Annotated in this window: 17 protein-coding genes; 8 read left to right on the plus strand and 9 right to left on the minus strand. The window is 66.1% G+C overall.

What is annotated here, in order from left to right; all coding sequences use genetic code 11:
- Positions 1-79: 79 nt before the first annotated feature.
- Complete coding sequence (gene htpG / locus L2A60_RS09190) at positions 80-1,897, plus strand: molecular chaperone HtpG (protein WP_235704079.1); 1,818 nt, start codon at positions 80-82, stop codon at positions 1,895-1,897.
- Positions 1,898-1,901: 4 nt separating this feature from the next.
- Here the strand turns inward: htpG and L2A60_RS09195 are convergent, their stop codons facing one another.
- The 3 genes from L2A60_RS09195 to L2A60_RS09205 form a co-directional block, all read right to left on the minus strand.
- Positions 1,902-2,900: a dipeptidase gene (locus tag L2A60_RS09195; RefSeq protein ID WP_235704080.1), complete on the minus strand. Its 999-nt coding sequence runs from the start codon at positions 2,898-2,900 to the stop codon at positions 1,902-1,904.
- Between the two features lie 19 nt (positions 2,901-2,919).
- Positions 2,920-3,405, minus strand: coding sequence for a zinc-ribbon domain-containing protein (locus L2A60_RS09200; RefSeq protein WP_235704081.1), 486 nt, complete (start codon positions 3,403-3,405; stop codon positions 2,920-2,922).
- Between the two features lie 76 nt (positions 3,406-3,481).
- Positions 3,482-4,210 (minus strand): aspartate/glutamate racemase family protein, encoded by a 729-nt coding sequence (locus L2A60_RS09205; RefSeq protein ID WP_235704082.1) that lies wholly within the window; start codon positions 4,208-4,210, stop codon positions 3,482-3,484.
- A gap of 100 nt (positions 4,211-4,310) precedes the next feature.
- Here L2A60_RS09205 and ftsE point away from each other — a divergent pair, with 100 nt between their 5' ends.
- From ftsE to L2A60_RS09225, 4 genes are read left to right on the plus strand one after another with little or no spacing between them, the layout of a single operon-like run.
- Positions 4,311-5,006 carry a cell division ATP-binding protein FtsE gene (gene ftsE / locus L2A60_RS09210; RefSeq protein WP_235704083.1) on the plus strand — a complete coding sequence of 232 codons (696 nt, stop codon included), beginning with the start codon at positions 4,311-4,313 and terminating at the stop codon, positions 5,004-5,006.
- Positions 4,999-5,928 (plus strand): cell division protein FtsX, encoded by a 930-nt coding sequence (locus L2A60_RS09215; RefSeq protein WP_235704084.1) that lies wholly within the window; start codon positions 4,999-5,001, stop codon positions 5,926-5,928. Before ftsE ends, L2A60_RS09215 begins: the two co-directional genes overlap by 8 nt.
- Entirely contained in the window at positions 5,925-6,566 is a 642-nt protein-coding gene (locus L2A60_RS09220) for a YdcF family protein (protein WP_235704085.1), read from the plus strand. The genes L2A60_RS09215 and L2A60_RS09220 overlap by 4 nt, the downstream gene beginning before the upstream one ends.
- Positions 6,567-6,576: 10 nt before the next feature.
- On the plus strand, positions 6,577-7,275 hold the full coding sequence (locus tag L2A60_RS09225; RefSeq protein WP_235704086.1) for a lysophospholipid acyltransferase family protein: 699 nt from the start codon (positions 6,577-6,579) through the stop codon (positions 7,273-7,275).
- 125 nt (positions 7,276-7,400) lie between these two features.
- Here L2A60_RS09225 and L2A60_RS09230 read toward each other — a convergent pair whose 3' ends face one another.
- Complete coding sequence (locus tag L2A60_RS09230) at positions 7,401-8,657, minus strand: SLC13 family permease (RefSeq protein ID WP_235704087.1); 1,257 nt, start codon at positions 8,655-8,657, stop codon at positions 7,401-7,403.
- Between the two features lie 65 nt (positions 8,658-8,722).
- Between L2A60_RS09230 and L2A60_RS09235 the strand changes: the two genes are divergently transcribed.
- The 3 genes from L2A60_RS09235 to L2A60_RS09245 are packed head-to-tail and all read left to right on the plus strand — an operon-like array spanning position 8,723 to position 12,239.
- A complete protein-coding gene (locus tag L2A60_RS09235; RefSeq protein ID WP_235704088.1) occupies positions 8,723-9,316 on the plus strand; it encodes a DedA family protein in 594 nt (197 codons plus the stop codon).
- Positions 9,313-10,425: a D-alanine--D-alanine ligase gene (locus L2A60_RS09240; protein WP_235704089.1), complete on the plus strand. Its 1,113-nt coding sequence runs from the start codon at positions 9,313-9,315 to the stop codon at positions 10,423-10,425. Before L2A60_RS09235 ends, L2A60_RS09240 begins: the two co-directional genes overlap by 4 nt.
- A 14-nt stretch (positions 10,426-10,439) precedes the next feature.
- Positions 10,440-12,239: a tetratricopeptide repeat-containing sulfotransferase family protein gene (locus L2A60_RS09245; RefSeq protein ID WP_235704119.1), complete on the plus strand. Its 1,800-nt coding sequence runs from the start codon at positions 10,440-10,442 to the stop codon at positions 12,237-12,239.
- Positions 12,240-12,283: 44 nt separating this feature from the next.
- On the opposite strand, the gene L2A60_RS09250 is transcribed toward L2A60_RS09245, so the two are convergent.
- The 5 genes from L2A60_RS09250 to L2A60_RS09270 form a co-directional block, all read right to left on the minus strand.
- A complete protein-coding gene (locus L2A60_RS09250) occupies positions 12,284-12,841 on the minus strand; it encodes a CGNR zinc finger domain-containing protein (RefSeq protein ID WP_235704090.1) in 558 nt (185 codons plus the stop codon).
- Entirely contained in the window at positions 12,838-13,128 is a 291-nt protein-coding gene (locus tag L2A60_RS09255) for an antibiotic biosynthesis monooxygenase family protein (protein WP_235704091.1), read from the minus strand. The genes L2A60_RS09250 and L2A60_RS09255 overlap by 4 nt, the downstream gene beginning before the upstream one ends.
- A 125-nt stretch (positions 13,129-13,253) precedes the next feature.
- Entirely contained in the window at positions 13,254-14,342 is a 1,089-nt protein-coding gene (locus L2A60_RS09260; RefSeq protein ID WP_235704092.1) for a class I SAM-dependent RNA methyltransferase, read from the minus strand.
- A gap of 4 nt (positions 14,343-14,346) precedes the next feature.
- A complete protein-coding gene (gene acpS / locus L2A60_RS09265; protein WP_235704093.1) occupies positions 14,347-14,751 on the minus strand; it encodes a holo-ACP synthase in 405 nt (134 codons plus the stop codon).
- Positions 14,752-14,761: 10 nt separating this feature from the next.
- The gene (locus L2A60_RS09270) at positions 14,762-17,005 is read right to left on the minus strand and encodes a RelA/SpoT family protein (protein ID WP_235704120.1); all 2,244 of its coding nucleotides are present in this window, start codon (positions 17,003-17,005) and stop codon (positions 14,762-14,764) included.
- Positions 17,006-17,011 lie beyond the last annotated feature (6 nt).

Raw genomic sequence — 17,011 nt, forward strand, 5'->3', positions numbered from 1 at the left:
GCGTTTTTGCTCCCGATTGCAAGAGCGCCATCGCTCGCCTATCTGGCCCCCTGCGTTTCATCTCTCGACGGGGATTGCAATGAGCACGACGACCGAACCCGAAACCACCCGCCCCTTCGATGCCGAGGTCGGGCGCCTGCTCGATCTGGTGGTCCATTCGCTCTATTCCGAGCGCGAGATTTTCCTGCGCGAGCTGGTCGCCAACGCCGCCGACGCGATCGACCGGCGCCGGTTCCTCGCTTTGTCCGACGAAAGCCTCGCTTTGCCCGAGGACGCCGCGATCCGTATTTCGATCGACAAGGGTGCGCGGACCATCACCATCACCGATGACGGCATCGGCATGACGGCGGAGGATCTGGCCAGCCATCTCGGCACCATCGCGCGCTCCGGCACCCGCGCCTTCGCCGAAACCCTGAGCCAGGCCAAGGAAGCCGACCGACCGAGCCTGATCGGCCAGTTCGGCGTGGGTTTCTACTCCGCCTTCATGGTGGCGGATGAGGTCGAGGTGATTTCCCGCCGCGCCGGCGCCGAGGCGGCGCATCGCTGGGTGTCGGATGGTCGCGGCGGCTACCGGATCCGCCCCGCGACGCGCGAGACCGCCGGGTCCGACGTGATCCTGCACGTCAAATCCGACGCCGACGAGTATCTGGAGCCGGTCCGGCTGGAGACCATCCTGCGCAAATGGGCCGACCACATCAGCGTGCCGATCCAGCTCGAACGCGACGGCAAGTTCCTGGCCGCGAACGAGGGCACCGCGCTCTGGCGCAAGCGCAAATCCGACATTTCCGAAGCCGATTACGCCGAGTTCTACCGCCATCTCGGCCATATGTTCGACGAACCCTGGGCGACCATCCATTGGACCGCCGAGGGCGCGCTTGAGTTCTCGGCGCTGCTGTTCATCCCCGGCCATGCGCCGTTCGCCGTCACCGAGGACGACCGCGAAAGCCATGTCCGCCTTCACGTGCGGCGCATGTTCATCACCGACGACGCCAGATTGCTGCCCGGCTGGCTGCGCTTCGTCGCCGGCGTGGTCGATACCGAGGATCTGCCGCTCAATGTTTCGCGCGAAATGCTGCAGGCGACCCCGATTCTCGCGCGCATCCGCAAAGCCCTGGTCAACCGCGTGCTGACCGAGCTGAAAACCCGCGCCAAGGACGAGGATGCCTATCGCCCGTTCATCGAACAGTTCGGCGCGGTGCTGAAGGAGGGCATTTACGACGACAACGATCACCGCGCCGACATCGCGTCCCTCGCCCGGTTCCGCTCGACCGCCAACGACGCCCTGACCTCGCTCGATGCCTATGTCGCGCGGATGAAACCCGAGCAGACCGATATCTATTACCTCACCGGCGAGGATGCCGAACGGCTGAAAACCTCGCCGCAGCTCGAAGGGCTGCGCGCCAAGGGATTCGAGGTGCTTCTGCTGGCCGATCAGATCGATTTTTTCTGGCCCGAGCGGCTGGCCACCTATGCCGACAAGAAACTCGTCCATGCCGGCGCCGCGCGGGATATTTTTTCTCCCGCCGAAACCTCCGACGCGCTCGCCGTACTGGCGAAATCCCTGCAAGCGGCGCTCGGCGACCAGGTCTCCGAGGTGCGCGCCTCGTCGCGCCTGACCGACAGCCCGGCGGCGCTCGCGGCGGGCGGCGCGCAGGCCGATCTCGCGCTGCAGCGGCTGATGCGCCGGGCCGGACGGCCGAGCTTCGCGCCGAAACCCGCGCTCGACATCAACCCGTCCCACCGGCTGATCGAAGCGCTCGTTCCGCGCGCCGAGGCCGGCGAGGACATGACGGACTGGGCCGCGCTGCTGCTCGATCTCGCGCGCATCCAGGATGGCGAGGCGCCGGTCGATCCGGCCCGCTTCGCCCGGCTGGTGGCGGCGAAACTCGGCGAATAAAGCGCTATTTCCGTGCGGCTTCGGCCGCACGGAGCACGCGCAGGAAATTGCCGCCCCAAATTTTGCCGAGTGCCGCGCCGTCGTAACCCCGGCTCACCAGTTCGGCGGTCAGCGCCGGGGTCTGGCCGGCATGCATATAGCCATCGACGCCGCCGCCACCGTCGAAATCGGTGCCGATGCCGACATGGTCGATGCCGATTCGCTCTGCAACGTAATCGACGTGGTCGGCGACGGTGAACACGCCGACATCGGATGGTTTCGCGCCGGGCTTGAGAAACGCCGAGACCATGGTGATCTGGATCACCCCGCCGGTGTCGCGCAGTGCAATTAACTGTTCGTCATCGAGATTGCGCGGATGGTCGCACAAAGCGCGCGCGCAGGAATGGGTGGCGACGATCGGTGTGCGCGACAGAACTGCCGCCTGCATCATGGTCGATTTCGCCGCGTGGCTGACATCGGCCAGAATGCCCAGATCGTTCATCCGCCCGATCGCCGCGCGCCCGAGCGCCGACAACCCGCCATGCTCAGCCTCGGCATCGCCGAGGTCGCGGCGTGGAATCGCCGAATCGGCCAGCGCGTTATGGCCGTTATGGGTCAGCGTCATGTAGCGCACGCCGCGCGCCGCGAAATCGTCCAGCGATGCGAGATCGCCCCCGAGCGCCGTACCGTTCTCGACCGCCGGAATCACCGCGATCCTGCCCGCAAGATGCGCCTGCTCGATCGCGTCGGCATCGCGCGCGAGCACCGTCCCCTCCTCGGCACCCATGTGCGCAATCGTGTCCAACATGCCGAGCGCCCGCGCCCGCGCCTCCGCGTCGCCCGAAGCATCGCGCTTGCCCTGCGGCACATAGGCGGCGAAACACACCGCCCCCACCCCGCCGCGTCTCAGCTTCGGCAAATCGACGCAGCGCGGCCCGTCGGTAAGAAAATCGGCACCGTTCGGCCAGGGAATATCGACATGGGTGTCGATGACCAGAAGCGAATGATGGACCCGTTCGGTCATGACATATCCTGAATACGGTTCAGCGGGCGAGGCCGAGCGCGCGGTACAGCCGCAGGCTCGGCGGCCAAGCATGGATGATCGCACCGCGAAAGCCAATCGCGAGCGCGATCAGAACGACGAGAACGCCGATCGAGGCGAGCCAGAGCAGTCGCACCGTCTCCGGCGCGGGAGCGACGGCGATGCGCCGCGCCGAAACCGGCGAGGCGGGCGATATCGGTTCGGGCGGAACCGCCGCGACGGCGACAGGCGGCGTGCCGATGGCGGGAGATGGCGGGATGCCGACGACTCCGGCAGGCATGAGGCCGACAGCCGGCTCGGCTGCAGGTTCGGGTGCGTTTTCGGGCACGGTTTCGGCCGGAACCGCTGGTTCCGGCGGCTGGATCGCCGGCGCGTCCTGATGCCATTCCGCGCCGCAGCGCGCGCAGCGCAGCCGCGCCGGCAGGCGCGCCGCCAGATCCGGCGGAATCTCGTAGCGCGCAGCGCAATCCGGGCAGGTCATCCGCATCGCCCGTCGAATGACATTTTCACCCGCACCGCGCAACCGAGGCCAGCGTGAGCCCGAGATATCGCCGAGAGTCCGTCTATCCCGGCAGCGCCCGGCGCAGCGCCGCAAGCGCGAGCAGGCGGGTGGAATCGAGCGTCGGCAGCGGAGAATTCGAGTCGTTCACGATCAGCGGAATTTCGGTGCAGCCGAGTACGACCGCGTCGCAGCCGGCATCTTTGAGCCGTCCGATGACACGCTGAAAACAAGCAATCGCTTCGGTGGTGAAGACGCCGCAAACCAGTTCATCCATGACGATACGGTTGATATCCTCGCGTTCGGCAAGGCTGGGCCGAACATATCCCAGCCCGCGCGCCGCGAGCTTTTCCGGATAGACCGCGCTCTCGACGAGCCAGCGCGTTCCGGTCAGGCCAAGCCGCTCGAATCCGCGCCCGGCGGCTTCAGCAGCCACGATTTCGGCGATATGCAGCCAAGGCAGCTTCGATCGGGACTCGACGTAAGGAAACGCCTGGTGGATCGTATTGTCGGGACAGATCAGGAAATCGGCACCGGCTTTCGCAAGCTTGTCCGCGGAGGCGAGCATCAGTTCCGCCACGCCCTGCCAATCGCCGCGATCGAGACAGGCGACATAGTCGGCAAGCGAGTGCGTATGCATCGAAATTTCGGGATGCGCATGGCCGCCGAGCAGCCGCGCACCCGCCGCGCAGATGGTCCGATAGCAAAGCGCAGCACCTTCGGCGGAACAGGCGACGATACCGATATGCTCCCGGACGCGGCCGAGGCGATCCTTGTGCGTGGCGATGGGCATTGGTTCGGAGTATTGCCGCGTCGTGCGGAAATTTCCAGGGCGATGCAAAGATGCCGACAACCGCTTGCCCTGACCCGCCGGATCGCGGCAGAGGAGAACAATGATCCGCTTCTCGCATGTCGGGCTGAACTACCGGCGCACCGCGCAGGCCGGCGGGATCGTATCGCGCCACGCCGATGCCACGGCGCTCGACGACATCGATTTCGACATCCCCGAAGGCGGGTTCCGCTGGCTCACCGGCCCGTCCGGCGCGGGCAAGACCAGCCTGCTCAAGCTGATGTATCTGGCGATCCACCCCACCAACGGGCGCATCGACCTGCTCGGCACCGACACCGCCAAACTCGACCGGCGCGGTACCGCGCTGCTGCGCCGCCGGATCGGCGTGGTCTACCAAGATTTCCGCCTGCTCCGGCATCTCACCGCTTACGACAATGTCGCCCTGCCGATGCGGCTGGCGCGCCGCAAGGAAGCCCATGTCCGCGCCGATGTGACCGAGTTGCTGCGCTGGGTCGGGCTCGCCGGGCGGCTCGATCACCGGCCCGACGAATTGTCCGGCGGCGAACAGCAGCGCGTCGCCATCGCGCGCGCGGTGATCACCCGGCCTTCGCTGCTTCTGGCCGACGAGCCCACCGGCAATCTCGACGACGACCAGGCGGAACGGCTGATGCACCTGATCACCTCGCTCAACCGGCTGGGCACCACCGTCATCGTCGCGACCCATAATCTCGGCCTGGTCGCACGCCACCCCGCGCCGGTGATGGAACTCGAAGCGGGGCGGATGGTCCGGCATGGCTAAGCGGGCCGCGTCTCGGGCCGACCGGATCGGCCTGCGCGCCGCGATGGCGGACCGGCTGCTGCCGTTCATGGTGGCGGCCATGAGCTTTCTCGCGGCCCTCGCCCTCGCCGGCAGCATCGCCGCCTCGGCACTCGCGACCCATTGGCTGAGCGGCGCACAGGGGCTGATCACCATCGAGGTGCCGAATCCCGGCCAGCCGGTGGCGGCGAACGGACCGCGCCGGGCCGACGCGGTGCTGACCCTGTTGCAGGCGACCCCCGGACTCGCCGATGCGCATGTCCTGTCGCGGCAATCGCTCGCGACCCTGCTGAAACCCTGGCTCGGCGCCGCCGCATCGGACGGCACGCTGCCGATCGCCCTACCTGCCGTGATCGTCGCCCATAGCCGCACCGCCACGCCCGATCCTGCTACGTTGGACGCCAAACTTGCCGGTATCGCACCGGGAACCCTGGTCGAATCGGGCGCGAGCTGGGCGGCAAGGCTGGAAGCGCTTACCGATAGCCTGCGCGCCTCGGCCGCCGCCGTCCTGGTGATCGTGGCGCTGGTCGCCGCCTCGGTGGTCGCGGTCGCGGTGCGCGCGGGGCTCGCCCAGCGACGCGAGGCGATCGAGATCATTCACGGGCTTGGCGCACTCGATTCGGACATCGCCAACCAGTTCGCCCGGCGCGCCATGCGCCTCGCCGCGACCGGCGGGCTGATCGGCGCGCTGGTCGCGCTGCCGGTGCTGGTCTGGCTCGGCCGTCTTTCCGCGAGCTTCGTCGCCAGCGCCCCCAGCATTAACACGAATCCTGCATCGGCGCTGGCATCGGCGCTACCGCCGCTACTCTGGGCCTCGCCGGTCCTGTTCACCGTGGCCACCGCGCTGATCGGCTGGGTCGCCGCCCAGGCGACCGTGCGTGGCTGGCTCAAGCAGCTCACATGAGCGGATCGGGCCGCAAGCCGCTGCGCCTGCGCCGACGCGGGCGCTGGGTACGCTGGCTCGTCCGGCTGGTTCTGCTGATCGTCATGCTCTGGCTGATCGGGTTCGGCTGGTTCCTCGCGAAAATCGCCGCCGAACGACCCATTGTTCCAATGCCCCATGCCGGGGGCATCGTTGTGCTGACGGGCGGCGCGGACCGGGTGAAGGCCGGGCTCGAACTGCTGATGGCCGGCGCCGCGCCGCGCCTGCTGATTTCCGGCGCGGGAACCGGCACCTATCTCGGCGATTTCACCCCGCGCGACGGCATCAACGCGACCGCCAAGGCCACGCGCATCAGCCTCGGCCACCGGGCGGCGACCACGCGCGGCAACGCCCGCGAGGCGGCGCGCTGGGCGATGCGCCACGGCATCACGTCGCTCATCGTGGTCACCGCCGATTATCACATGCCGCGCGCCCTGATCGAATTGCACCGGCAAATGCCCGGCATCGCCCTGCTGCCCGAGCCGGTGCGGCCGCCCGCGCTGGAACGGCTCGACGACTGGCGCACCCTGAAGCTGCTCGCCGCCGAGTTCACCAAATACGTGCTGGTGCGGTTTCGGCTCGGCGGCTTCGCCGCGCACCACATCGAAGCCCATCTCTGATGGTTGTCCGATGTTTCTGATCGGTTCAGGGATCTTCAACCTGATCATATTCGGCACTGGCGCGATCGGTGGCCTGTGGGGCCATGTGCTGCGTCTCACCGCACCCGCCCGGTTACTTCCCTTTGGCCAGGGCTGGGCGCGGCTGGTGCTCGGCGCGTTGCGCGTCTTCTGCGGCATCGATTTCGTCGTCGAAGGCATGGAATTCCTGCCGCCGGGCGGGGTGATCCTCGCCGCCCAGCATCAATCCGCGTTCGACACGCTGGTCTGGCTCACCCTGCTTGAAAAACCCACCTACATCCTGAAGCAAGAACTGACGAAACTGCCGATTTTCGGGCCTTTGCTCGTCCCCGCCGGCCAGATCGCCCTCGACCGCACGGGCGGAGCGAAAGCGTTGCGCGGCCTGACCGAGCAGGTCAAGCGCGCCGGCGATGCGGGACGGCAGATCGTGATCTTCCCGGAAGGCACGCGGGTCGCTCCAGGTCGGCGCGTCGCCCTGCAGCCGGGAATCGTGGCGCTGGCGCGCGCCGCGCATCTTCCGGTCGTTCCGGTCGCGACCGATTCCGGGCGCTGCTGGGGCCGCAACGCATTCCGCAAGCGGCCTGGGACGATTCGCATCCGCGTCTTCCCGGCCCTGCCGGACGGGCTCGATCGCGCAGCACTTCTCGCCGCGCTGGAGGATGCGTTCTATGAGCGCGGGGTCTGTGGATAAAATTGTGGGAAATTGCCGAGAATCGTTCAGCCGTGAGGCAAATGATTTTCGATAACCAACTGATAAAAATAACATTTACCGATAGAATTCTGTGGATGACCGGGGTTTGGCCGTGATGGGGATAATTATCCGGCGTAAATGAGCCAGAGCGTACCGAAAACCAGGCTTATCAACGTGATCGGAATCCCCGCGCACAGAAAATCGCTGAATGTCAGCGGAATCCCGCGCGCCCGCGCGCGCTCCGCGACGATCAGATTGGCGACCGAGCCGAGCAGGGTGAAATTGCCGGCGAAGGTCGCGGCCATCGCCACCATCAGCCAGGCGCGCTTCGGGTCGGCCAGGGCCGCGATGAAGGGTTTCAGCACCAGCACCGCCGGCACGTTGCTCACGATGTTGGACAGCACCGCCGTCACCGGCACCAGAACCGCCGGCCGGCCGGGATGCAGCGCCGCGATCCGCTGCACCAGCGCGGGTGTGATCACCTCGCGCTGCAACCCCGCGACCACCACGAACAGCCCGGCGAACATCAGCAGCAGCGACCAGTCCACCCCGGCGAGCAGGGTTTCGCTTTTCAGCCCCGGCGTAAGCAGAAGCAGCGCCGCGGCGATCAGCGCCGCCTCGGCCGGGACCATGCCGGCGAGGCAGGCCGCCACGAAAAACCCGAGCAATACCAGAGCCTTGACGATCAGCCTGGGATGCACCGGCATTTCCGCGAGTTCCTGGCCTTGCGCCGCGCCATCGCGCAGGCGGCCGCGCCAGACCAGCGCCACCACCGCCACGACGAGCACGAGCCCGGCCAGCGCCACCGGCACCAGGGCGCTGGAAAACCGCGCATAGGAAATGCCCGAAAAGCTGCCGATGATGATATTCTGCGGATTGCCGGTGATCGTCGCGACCGAGCCGATATTCGACGACGCCGCCAGCGCGATCAGATAAGGCATCGGCGCGGCACCGGCGGCGATCACGATGTCGAGCACCAGCGGAGTCAGCACCACGCAGATCGTGTCGTTCACCAGCACCGCCGAGAGCACGCCCGACACCACGACCACCGAAGCGAGCAGGGCGAGCGGATGCGCCGCGCGCTTCAGGGCAAAGTTCGTCACCAGGTAAAAAAACCCCGCCCGGCGCAAGGCGGCGGCCAGGATCATCATGCCGAGCAGCAACGCGATTGTGTTGAAATCGATCCCGCCGATCGCCTGCCGGATCGTCAGCGCGCCGCACGCGACCATCAGCACCCCGCCGACGAAGGCCACCCCGGTGCGATCCAGCCGAAAGAGCGGCAGCCTGCCCATCGCGACCCCGAGATAGGTCAGCAGGAAAATCCCGATCGCCAGCACACGGACAAGTTCGGGCGTGAACCCATGGGACAGCGGACCGATCATCGCCCGGCTATCGCATGGACGATGCGGATTGGTAAATTCCACGGTTTCGCCTATGTGAACAATTCATGTGGTTAACCGAATTCAGCACGCTCCTGGGCTCTGCCGCCGGTAGTCCGCCCCTTGAGATAACGACGATCATTCTCGGCACCTTCGTGCTGGAGGATGCCGCGACCCTCCTCGCCGCCATGCAGGTCGCCGCCGGCGCGGTCTCGCTGCCACTGGCCCTCGGCTCGCTCTATGCCGGGATCGTGCTGGGCGATCTCGGGCTCTACGGGCTCGGCCGGCTCTCGGTCGAGCACCCGTGGGCCCAGCGCATGGTGCCGGCGCGGCGTCGCGATATCGGGCGCGACTGGGTCGCGGAACGGCTGATTCCGGTGGTTCTGGTCAGCCGGTTCGTCCCCGGCCTGCGCCTGCCGACCTACACCACCTGCGGCTTCCTCAAGGCGCCGTTCCTCGGCTTCGCCGCCGCCGCGATCCTGGCCACTCTCGCCTGGACCAGCCTGCTGTTTTTCCTCTGCCTGAAGCTCGGCGCGCTGATGCTGCATTATCTCGGCCCCTACCGCTGGGTTGGACTTGCGGTTTTCGTCGTTCTTCTCGTAGTGGTGGGACGCATGGCCACGCGCTGGCAGGCGGAACGGATCGGAAAGGACGGTTCATGAGCGATATCTCGCTCGCTTCACGACTGCAGGCGGCCATCGCGCGCCGTACCCAGGCCAAGCCGGTTTCCTTCTTCGAGTTCTGGCCGGGCGCCGTGTTCTACGCCCCGGTCGCACTGTTCTGGATCGCCCAGGCGCTGCGCCATCGCAGCCTGACCCTGCCCGCCCTGGCCAACCCGCGGATCGAAGCCGGTGGCATCTGCGGCGAATCGAAGAACGACATTCTCGATCTCGCCGGGGCCGAGGCGCGGCGCTGGATCGCGCCCTATATCGGCATCACCACCCAGGGTCTCGCCACCGACGCCGATCTTGCGATGGCCGAGGCGGCGATGGCCGAAGCGGGCCTCGCCTATCCGGTCGTCGCCAAGCCGGACATGAGCTGCAACGGCGCCGGCGTCCGACTGGTGGAAACCAGTGCCGATCTCGCCCGCTACCTCGCCGAATTTCCCCGCGCCACCCGCCTGCAGTTGCAGGCGCTGGTGCCGCACGAGGGTGAGGCCGGGATTTTCTACATCCGCCACCCGGACGAGACGCGCGGGCGGATCACCTCGGTCACCCTGAAATACGCCCCGATGGTGACGGGAGACGGGCGCTCGCGCATTCGTGACCTGATCGCCGCCGATGCGCGGCTCAACTCGGTGTCGCATCTGCTGCTGCCCAAGCTCGGCGCCCAGGCGGCGCGTATCCCGGCGCAGGGCGAGCGGGCCCGGCTGGTATTCGTCGGCAATCATTGCCGGGGCTCGACCTTCAAGGACGGGCGGCATCTGATCACCCAGGCGCTGACCGACCGGATCGACGCGATCGCCCGCGACATTCCCGAGTTCCATTTCGGCCGGTTCGATCTGCGCTTTGCATCGCCCAACGCGTTGCGCCGGGGCGAGGATTTCAGCATCATCGAGGTCAACGGCGCGGGATCGGAAGCGACCCATATCTGGGACCCGGAAACCTCGATCGTCGAAGCTTACCGCACCCAGTTCTTCCACTACGGCACCGCGTTCCGGATCGGCGCCGCGATGCGCAAGCGCGGCACCCCGCGCTACGGCGCCTGGCGCCTGTTCGGCATATGGCAACGCCAGAAGGCGCTGATGGCGCAATACCCCACGAACGACTGAACGCGGTGGATACGATGCCCTGCCCATGCGGTTCGGGATTGCGGCGTCAGCGCTGCTGCAGCCTCGACCTCGCGACGCTGAGCCCGCCGGATGCGACGGCGCCGGTCAAACCCCTGCTCGAACAGGCCGAAGCGGCGCTCGCCGACAACGACGCGGCCAGGGCGGAACAGGCTCTGCTCGCCGCGCTCGAACTCGCGCCGGGGCGGGAGGACGCTCTGTTCGCCCTGCACCGGCTGCTGCGCCAGCAAGGCAAGCTCGGCGCTGCCGAGACGCTGCTGCGCCGCATGGTCGCGATCAACCCGAATAACTTCATCCCGACCAACGAGCTTACCCTGATGCTACTCGCCCGCGGCGCGCTGGCCGAGGCCGAGATCCATGCCCGCAACGCCGTGCGCATCGCGCCGCGCAGCGCCCAGGCGCACAACCTGATGGGCCTGGTGATGACCGAGGCGAACCGGCCGCTGATCGGCGAATACCATTACCGCGAAGTGCTGCGCCTGCTGGAGCGCGACGATGCGGTCACCCTCGCCAATCTCGCCTGGAACCTGAAAACCCAGGGCCGGATCGCGGAGGCCCGCACGCTCTATGTCAAATCGGTCAAGCTCAATCCCGGCGTGCTGCAAACCACTTTGGGCTGGGCGCGCACCGAAGAAGCCGACCGTAAATTCGACCGAGCGCTGAAACTGATCGACGGCGCCGAGGCGCTGGCCCCGAACAATCCCGGCGTGTCGCTCACCAGGGCGACGATTCTCGCCCGCAAGGGCGAGACCGAGGCGGCACTGGCGAAACTCGACGCGCTCGGCCAGGGCGGCACGCTCGGTCCCGCCGAGCTTTCGGAAAAAGGCCGGCTGCTCGACCGGCTCGGCCGCTACGACGAGGCTTTCGCCGCCTTCGACGCTGGCAAGAAACGCGCCATCGAACTCGGCGCCCGCCGCTATCTGGACGATGCGGCCGCCGATCTCGCGAACCGGCTGCGCGCCTTCTTCACCGAACGGCGCCTGACCACCCTGCCGCGCGCCGCCATCCGCACCGATATGCCGCAGCCGATTTTCATCGTCGGCTTTCCCCGCTCGGGCACCACGCTGATCGAGCAGACGCTCTCGGTGCATCCGCGCATCGCCGCCGGCGACGAACTACCCACCATCAACGACTCGACACAACTGATCCCGCGCCTGTTCGCGAGCCCGCTGGTCTATCCCGACGCGCTTGCCGAGCTTTGGATGGGCGACCAGCGCGAAGGGCTCGACCTGCTGCGCGACCATTACCTCGCGCGCGTCCGTCAGGCCGGCATCCTGCGCGACGGTGCGACCTGGTTCACCGACAAGATGCCGCTGAACGAAACCCATCTCGGCCTGATCCATCTGATGTTCCCGCAGGCGCCGATCATCCACCTGCTGCGCCACCCGTTCGATGTCGTTCTCTCGGTCTATTCCAACCATCTGACCCACGGGTTCTTCTGCGCCGCCGAACTGGAGACCGCCGCGAAACACTACGCGCTCACCGCCGGGCTGATCGCGCATTATCGCGAGAATATTCCTGCACTCCGCTACCGCGCGGTGCGCTACGAGGACGTGGTCGATCACCAGGAACACGAAATCCGGGGATTGCTCGATTTCATCGGCGAGGAATTCGACCCGGCCTGCCTGCAATTCGAGAAGAACCAGCGCTACGCCCGCACCGCGAGCTATGCCCAGGTCACTGAAAAACTCTACGACCGCTCGCGCTACCGCTATCGCAACTATCGCGGTCATCTCGAACCCATCGTGCCGATCCTTGCGCCGATCATCGAACGCCTGGGCTACACCATCGAGTGATACGACATCGCGCAAGTCAAAACTTTTCGCACACCTGTCATTTTTCACACAGGCCGGTCTTGATTCCGTCTCTCACCACGGCTCCGCCATCCGCACGGATCTTCGGCATGCCAACGGGCGCTACGGTTGCGGGTTTTGTCATAGAAAAACAACCCGCACTCGCGCCGCAAGCATCTCTTGAGGCGTGTCGGATCACATGCCTCCAATTCATCGAGACACATGCCGACAAGTAATTCTACAAAGCTATCGCAAACAGCGGTCTCGATCGTCAACTCCGCCGAGATGCGCCGTATGCTCAGGGCACGTTCAGCCTCCTGATTGACAACCGCGAGCGCGGCTGACGATGCCGTTCCATTGATGAAAGCCGTCAGAATTTCAAACAAAGCATCACGCCAGCACACCATTCGCGCCAGATCGCCCTGTGAGACGGTCACTTTCTCGGCGGCCAGCCAGACGGAGGCAAATCTGATGAATGCCTCGATATCACGAAAAGGATCGTCCAGCCGCCTCTCGCGTGAGCCTGCCGGTTTGCGCGCAATCGCCGAGTTCGCGATCGTCAGTGTCAGGGTTGGAGTGTTGCCGATCAGCTTGGGTGGGCTCATGGAAGTTCGGAGAGGACTATCCGCATGCGAGCCTCGGCCAGCAATGGTGCGAGTTGCCGGACCGGCTCCGCATCCGCGTACAAATCTCGCACGCGATCGGCTTCCTCTCGGCTAACCCAGTCGCTGACCACGACATAATGCCCGCAATGATCGATGTCCTCGAACAGGCGATGCCCGGCGTAGCCGGCAAACATGGTGCGCATATCCATCCAGATCTTACGGATGATCGCCAAGCCTTCGTCTGCCGCCTCTGGCGTCACGCGCATGTCCCAAATCACGGTAACCATACATGAGCTCCTACCATTCAACACGGTCTATTTTAGAATAGTCCGTGTTGAATGCAAGCCCGTCACACGCATCCGTGAACAGACGACGAGATGCTCGCGGCAACCGCTCCATTCGTCTGGCTATTTTATTTCCCGAACACAACCACGCTTTCCAGATGCGCGGAGGCGGGAAACTGGTCGATCGGCGCCGCAGCAACCACCCGATACCCCGCCTGCCGGAGCAATTTCGCTTCGCGCGCCAGGACGTCAGGATTGCAACTGACATAGATCGCGCGCGGAACCTTCGACTCCAGGATGGCTCCGATCTGCGATCCCGCTCCGTCGAACGGCGGATCGAGCACCACGCAGGCCGCGCCCGCCAACTCCTTCACGGTCACCGGCCGGCGCGCCAGATCGCGCGCCTCGACGGTGATGCGCCCGGCAAGCCCGTCCTGGCGCACCCCGGCTTCGAGCGCGGCGCAGGCGGCCTTGTTCCCTTCGACCGCATGAACCCGCGCATGGCCGGCAAGCGCGCCCGTTAGCGTTCCAACCCCCGCATAAAGTTCGACGATCCATGATTTGCGGGTGAGTTTCCCCGGCAACCCGGCCACCACGGCGGCGCGGATCGCCGCCTCGCCCGCGACGGTCGGCTGCAGAAACCCGCCCGGCGGCGGAATGACGGTCAACCCACCGAGATCGAGCGTGGGTTCGCGCAGCACCAGAACCGGCTCGTCGCCCAGGCTGATGCGCAGGAGCGCATGGTCGCGCGCGAAGGCGATCAGCCAGGATCGATCCGCCGCACTCGCGGCACCATCCAGCGCCAGCGACACGTCCAGCCCGTGATCCAGCGCATTGATCAAAACGCTGCCCGATTTGCGAAACCCAGAGAGTTTCGCGACCAGTTCACGCAAAGGTGCGATCAGCGCCGCGATCGCCGGCAGGGCGAGCGGGCATTCGGCGATATCGACCACGTCGCGCGATTTCGCCGCGTGCAACCCGAGCCGGACCGCCCCGCCCTGGCGCAGCAGCGCGAAATCGACCCGTCTTCGCGTGCCCATCGGGATCGCGATCATCTCAGCGACCGGCGCATCGGCAAATCCAGCCCGCGCCAACGCCTCGATCAACCGCTCCCGCTTCGCCGCATGATAGATCTGCTCCGGCACGTCCTGCTCGGTGCAGCCGCCGCATATGCCGAAATGCCGGCAGACCGCCGGCACCGTTCCAGTTGATGACATGGCGTCAGATATTCTCCCGCGCCTCGATGATCACATGCGCGTAGGCATATGGATATTCGTCGGTCAGCGACACATGGATGAACGGCACGCGGCCTTCGGGAACCAGCGTCGCGAGATGCAGCGCCGCCTCGCCGGTCAACGCCATGGTCGGCTGGCCGGAGGGCAGATTGACCACGCCGAGATCGGCGAAAAACACGCCGCGCCGGAACCCGGTACCCAAAGCCTTCGCGCACGCCTCCTTCGCCGCGAACCGCTTGGCGTAGCTCGACGCACGCTGATGCGCCCGGCGCTCCGCGCGAAACCGCTCGGTCTCGGTAAAGATGCGCGCGGTGAACCGCTCGCCGAACTTCGCGAGCGTCGCCTCGATGCGCCTGATGTCGCACAGATCCGAGCCGATACCGACGATCATGAAACGGCGATCACGTCCTGGCGCGATCGACCTGGGCGACCCCGCCGGCCGCGCGCAACCCCGCGATCACCTGCGACAGATGCCGCAAATCCCGCACCTCGATATCCATCAGGCATTCGAAAAAATCCTGCTGGCGATGGACGATTTTCAGATTGGCGATGGCGCCGTCCTGCTTGGCCACCGCATTGGCCAGATTGGCCAGCGTGCTCTGCGCGTTCGACGCGATCACGCTGATCCGCCCGGTGAACGGCCGGTCTCGTCCCGCGCCATCCTTGCCGGCGTCCTTGCCCTGGCCGAGCTGGGCATAGTCCCAATCTACATCGATGAACCGCTCCGGCGTATTGGCGAAGGTTTCCAGCGTCATGCAATCGCGGGTATGGATCGTCACCCCTTTGCCGGTGGTGATGATGCCGACGATCTTGTCGCCCGGCAGCGGGTGGCAGCACCCAGCATAATGCACTTCCATCCCCGAAATCAACCCGGTGATCGGCAGGCTGTTCGGCCGCGCGGGGCTGCGCGCCGGCCGCGCCAGCATCCCCGGCACCATGCGCGGCGCATGGGACTCGCGCAGCTCGGGATAGGCGGCGTGAACCACGTCCCGCGCCCCGATATTGCCGGTGCCGACCGCGATATAGAGATCGTCCAGGCTCGGCTGCTTCAGCGACTTCAAAGCCGCGTCCAGCACTTTTTCCGATCCGTCCACGCCTTCCTGGCGGAACGCGCGGGCAAGCGTCGCCTTGCCCTGGTCGCGGTTCTGCACCCGGAGCTGCCCGGCGAGGAACCGGCGGATGCGCGCGCGCGCCTTGCCGGTGACGACGAACCGCTCCCACGACGGCGACGGCGTGCCGCCGCGTGCGGTCAGAATCTCCACCTGATCGCCGTTCTGCAGCTCGTAGCGCAGCGGCATCAGCCGTCCGTTGATCCGCGCCCCCACACAGGTATCGCCGATCTGCGAATGCACCGCATAAGCGAAATCCACCGCCGTCGCCCCACGCGGCAACTGGATCAGCTGGCCCTTGGGGGTGAAGCAGAAAACCTGATCCTGATACAGCTCCAGCTTGGTGTTCTCGAGAAATTCGTCGGCGGTGGAGTTCTCCAGGATCTCCAGCAGATCCTGCACCCAACGGAACTGCTTGAGATCGGAAGGCGAAGCATCGTTCTGCTTGTACAGCCAGTGCGCCGCGACCCCGTTTTCCGCGATCGCGTGCATTTCCGGCGTGCGGATCTGCAACTCGATTTTCTGGTTGCGCGGATGGCGCAGCGTGACACCGGTGTGCAGCGACTGATAGCCGTTGGCCTTCGGCGTCGAGATATAGTCCTTGAACCGCCCAGCGGTGACCGGAAATGCGGCATGGATCGCCCCCAGCGCGACATAGCATTGCTCGCGGGTCGGAACGACGATGCGGAACGCCATGATGTCGGACAACTGCTCGAACGCCACGTTGCGCCGCTGCATCTTCTCCCAGATGGAAAAGATCGACTTCTCCCGGCCGGATATATCGACGATGTCCACACCAGCGGCGGCGAGAATGCGCAACAGCTCACCGCGCACCTCGTCGATCACGTCGGCACCCTGGCCGCGCAAAAAATTCAGCCGCGCCTGAATCGATTCATAGGCCTCCGGATCGAGCACCGCGAAGGCGCGGTTCTGCAGCTCGGTCTTGACCCGGTCCATGCCGATCCGCTCGGCGAGCGGCGCATAGATCTCCATCGTCTCGCGGGCGATGCGCGCGCGCCGCTCCGGCTCGTGGACGAAATGGATCGTGCGCATATTGTGCAGCCGGTCCGCGAGTTTCACCAGCAGGACGCGGATGTCCTTGCTCATCGCCAGCACCAGCTTGCGGAAATTCTCCGCCTGCTTGGTCCGGTCCGATTGCAGTTCGAGGCGGGTGAGCTTGGTCACGCCATCGACCAGCCCGGCGATCTCGGCGCCGAAACGCGATTGCAGCACGGGCAGGGTGACCCGCGTATCCTCGATCACGTCGTGCAGCAGGGCGGTGACGATGCTGCCGCCGTCCAGCCGGTAATCGGCGAGGATGTCGGCCACCGCGAGCGGATGGGTGATATAGGGCTCGCCGTTCTCGCGCGTCTGCGCGGCATGGGCCTCGGCGGCGAGGCTATAGGCGTCGTCGATGACGGCGGGGTCGATCTTCGGATCGTAGCTGCCAAGCCGGGTCAGCAGCGGCGCCAGCGCCTCGTGCCCGATAGAGGCCGCACTTCCCTCCGGCGCGAACAAGGGATGGATCGTCGGCATCCCCGC

Source organism: Acidiphilium iwatense (genome assembly GCF_021556475.1).
GTDB classification, from domain to species: domain Bacteria; phylum Pseudomonadota; class Alphaproteobacteria; order Acetobacterales; family Acetobacteraceae; genus Acidiphilium; species Acidiphilium iwatense.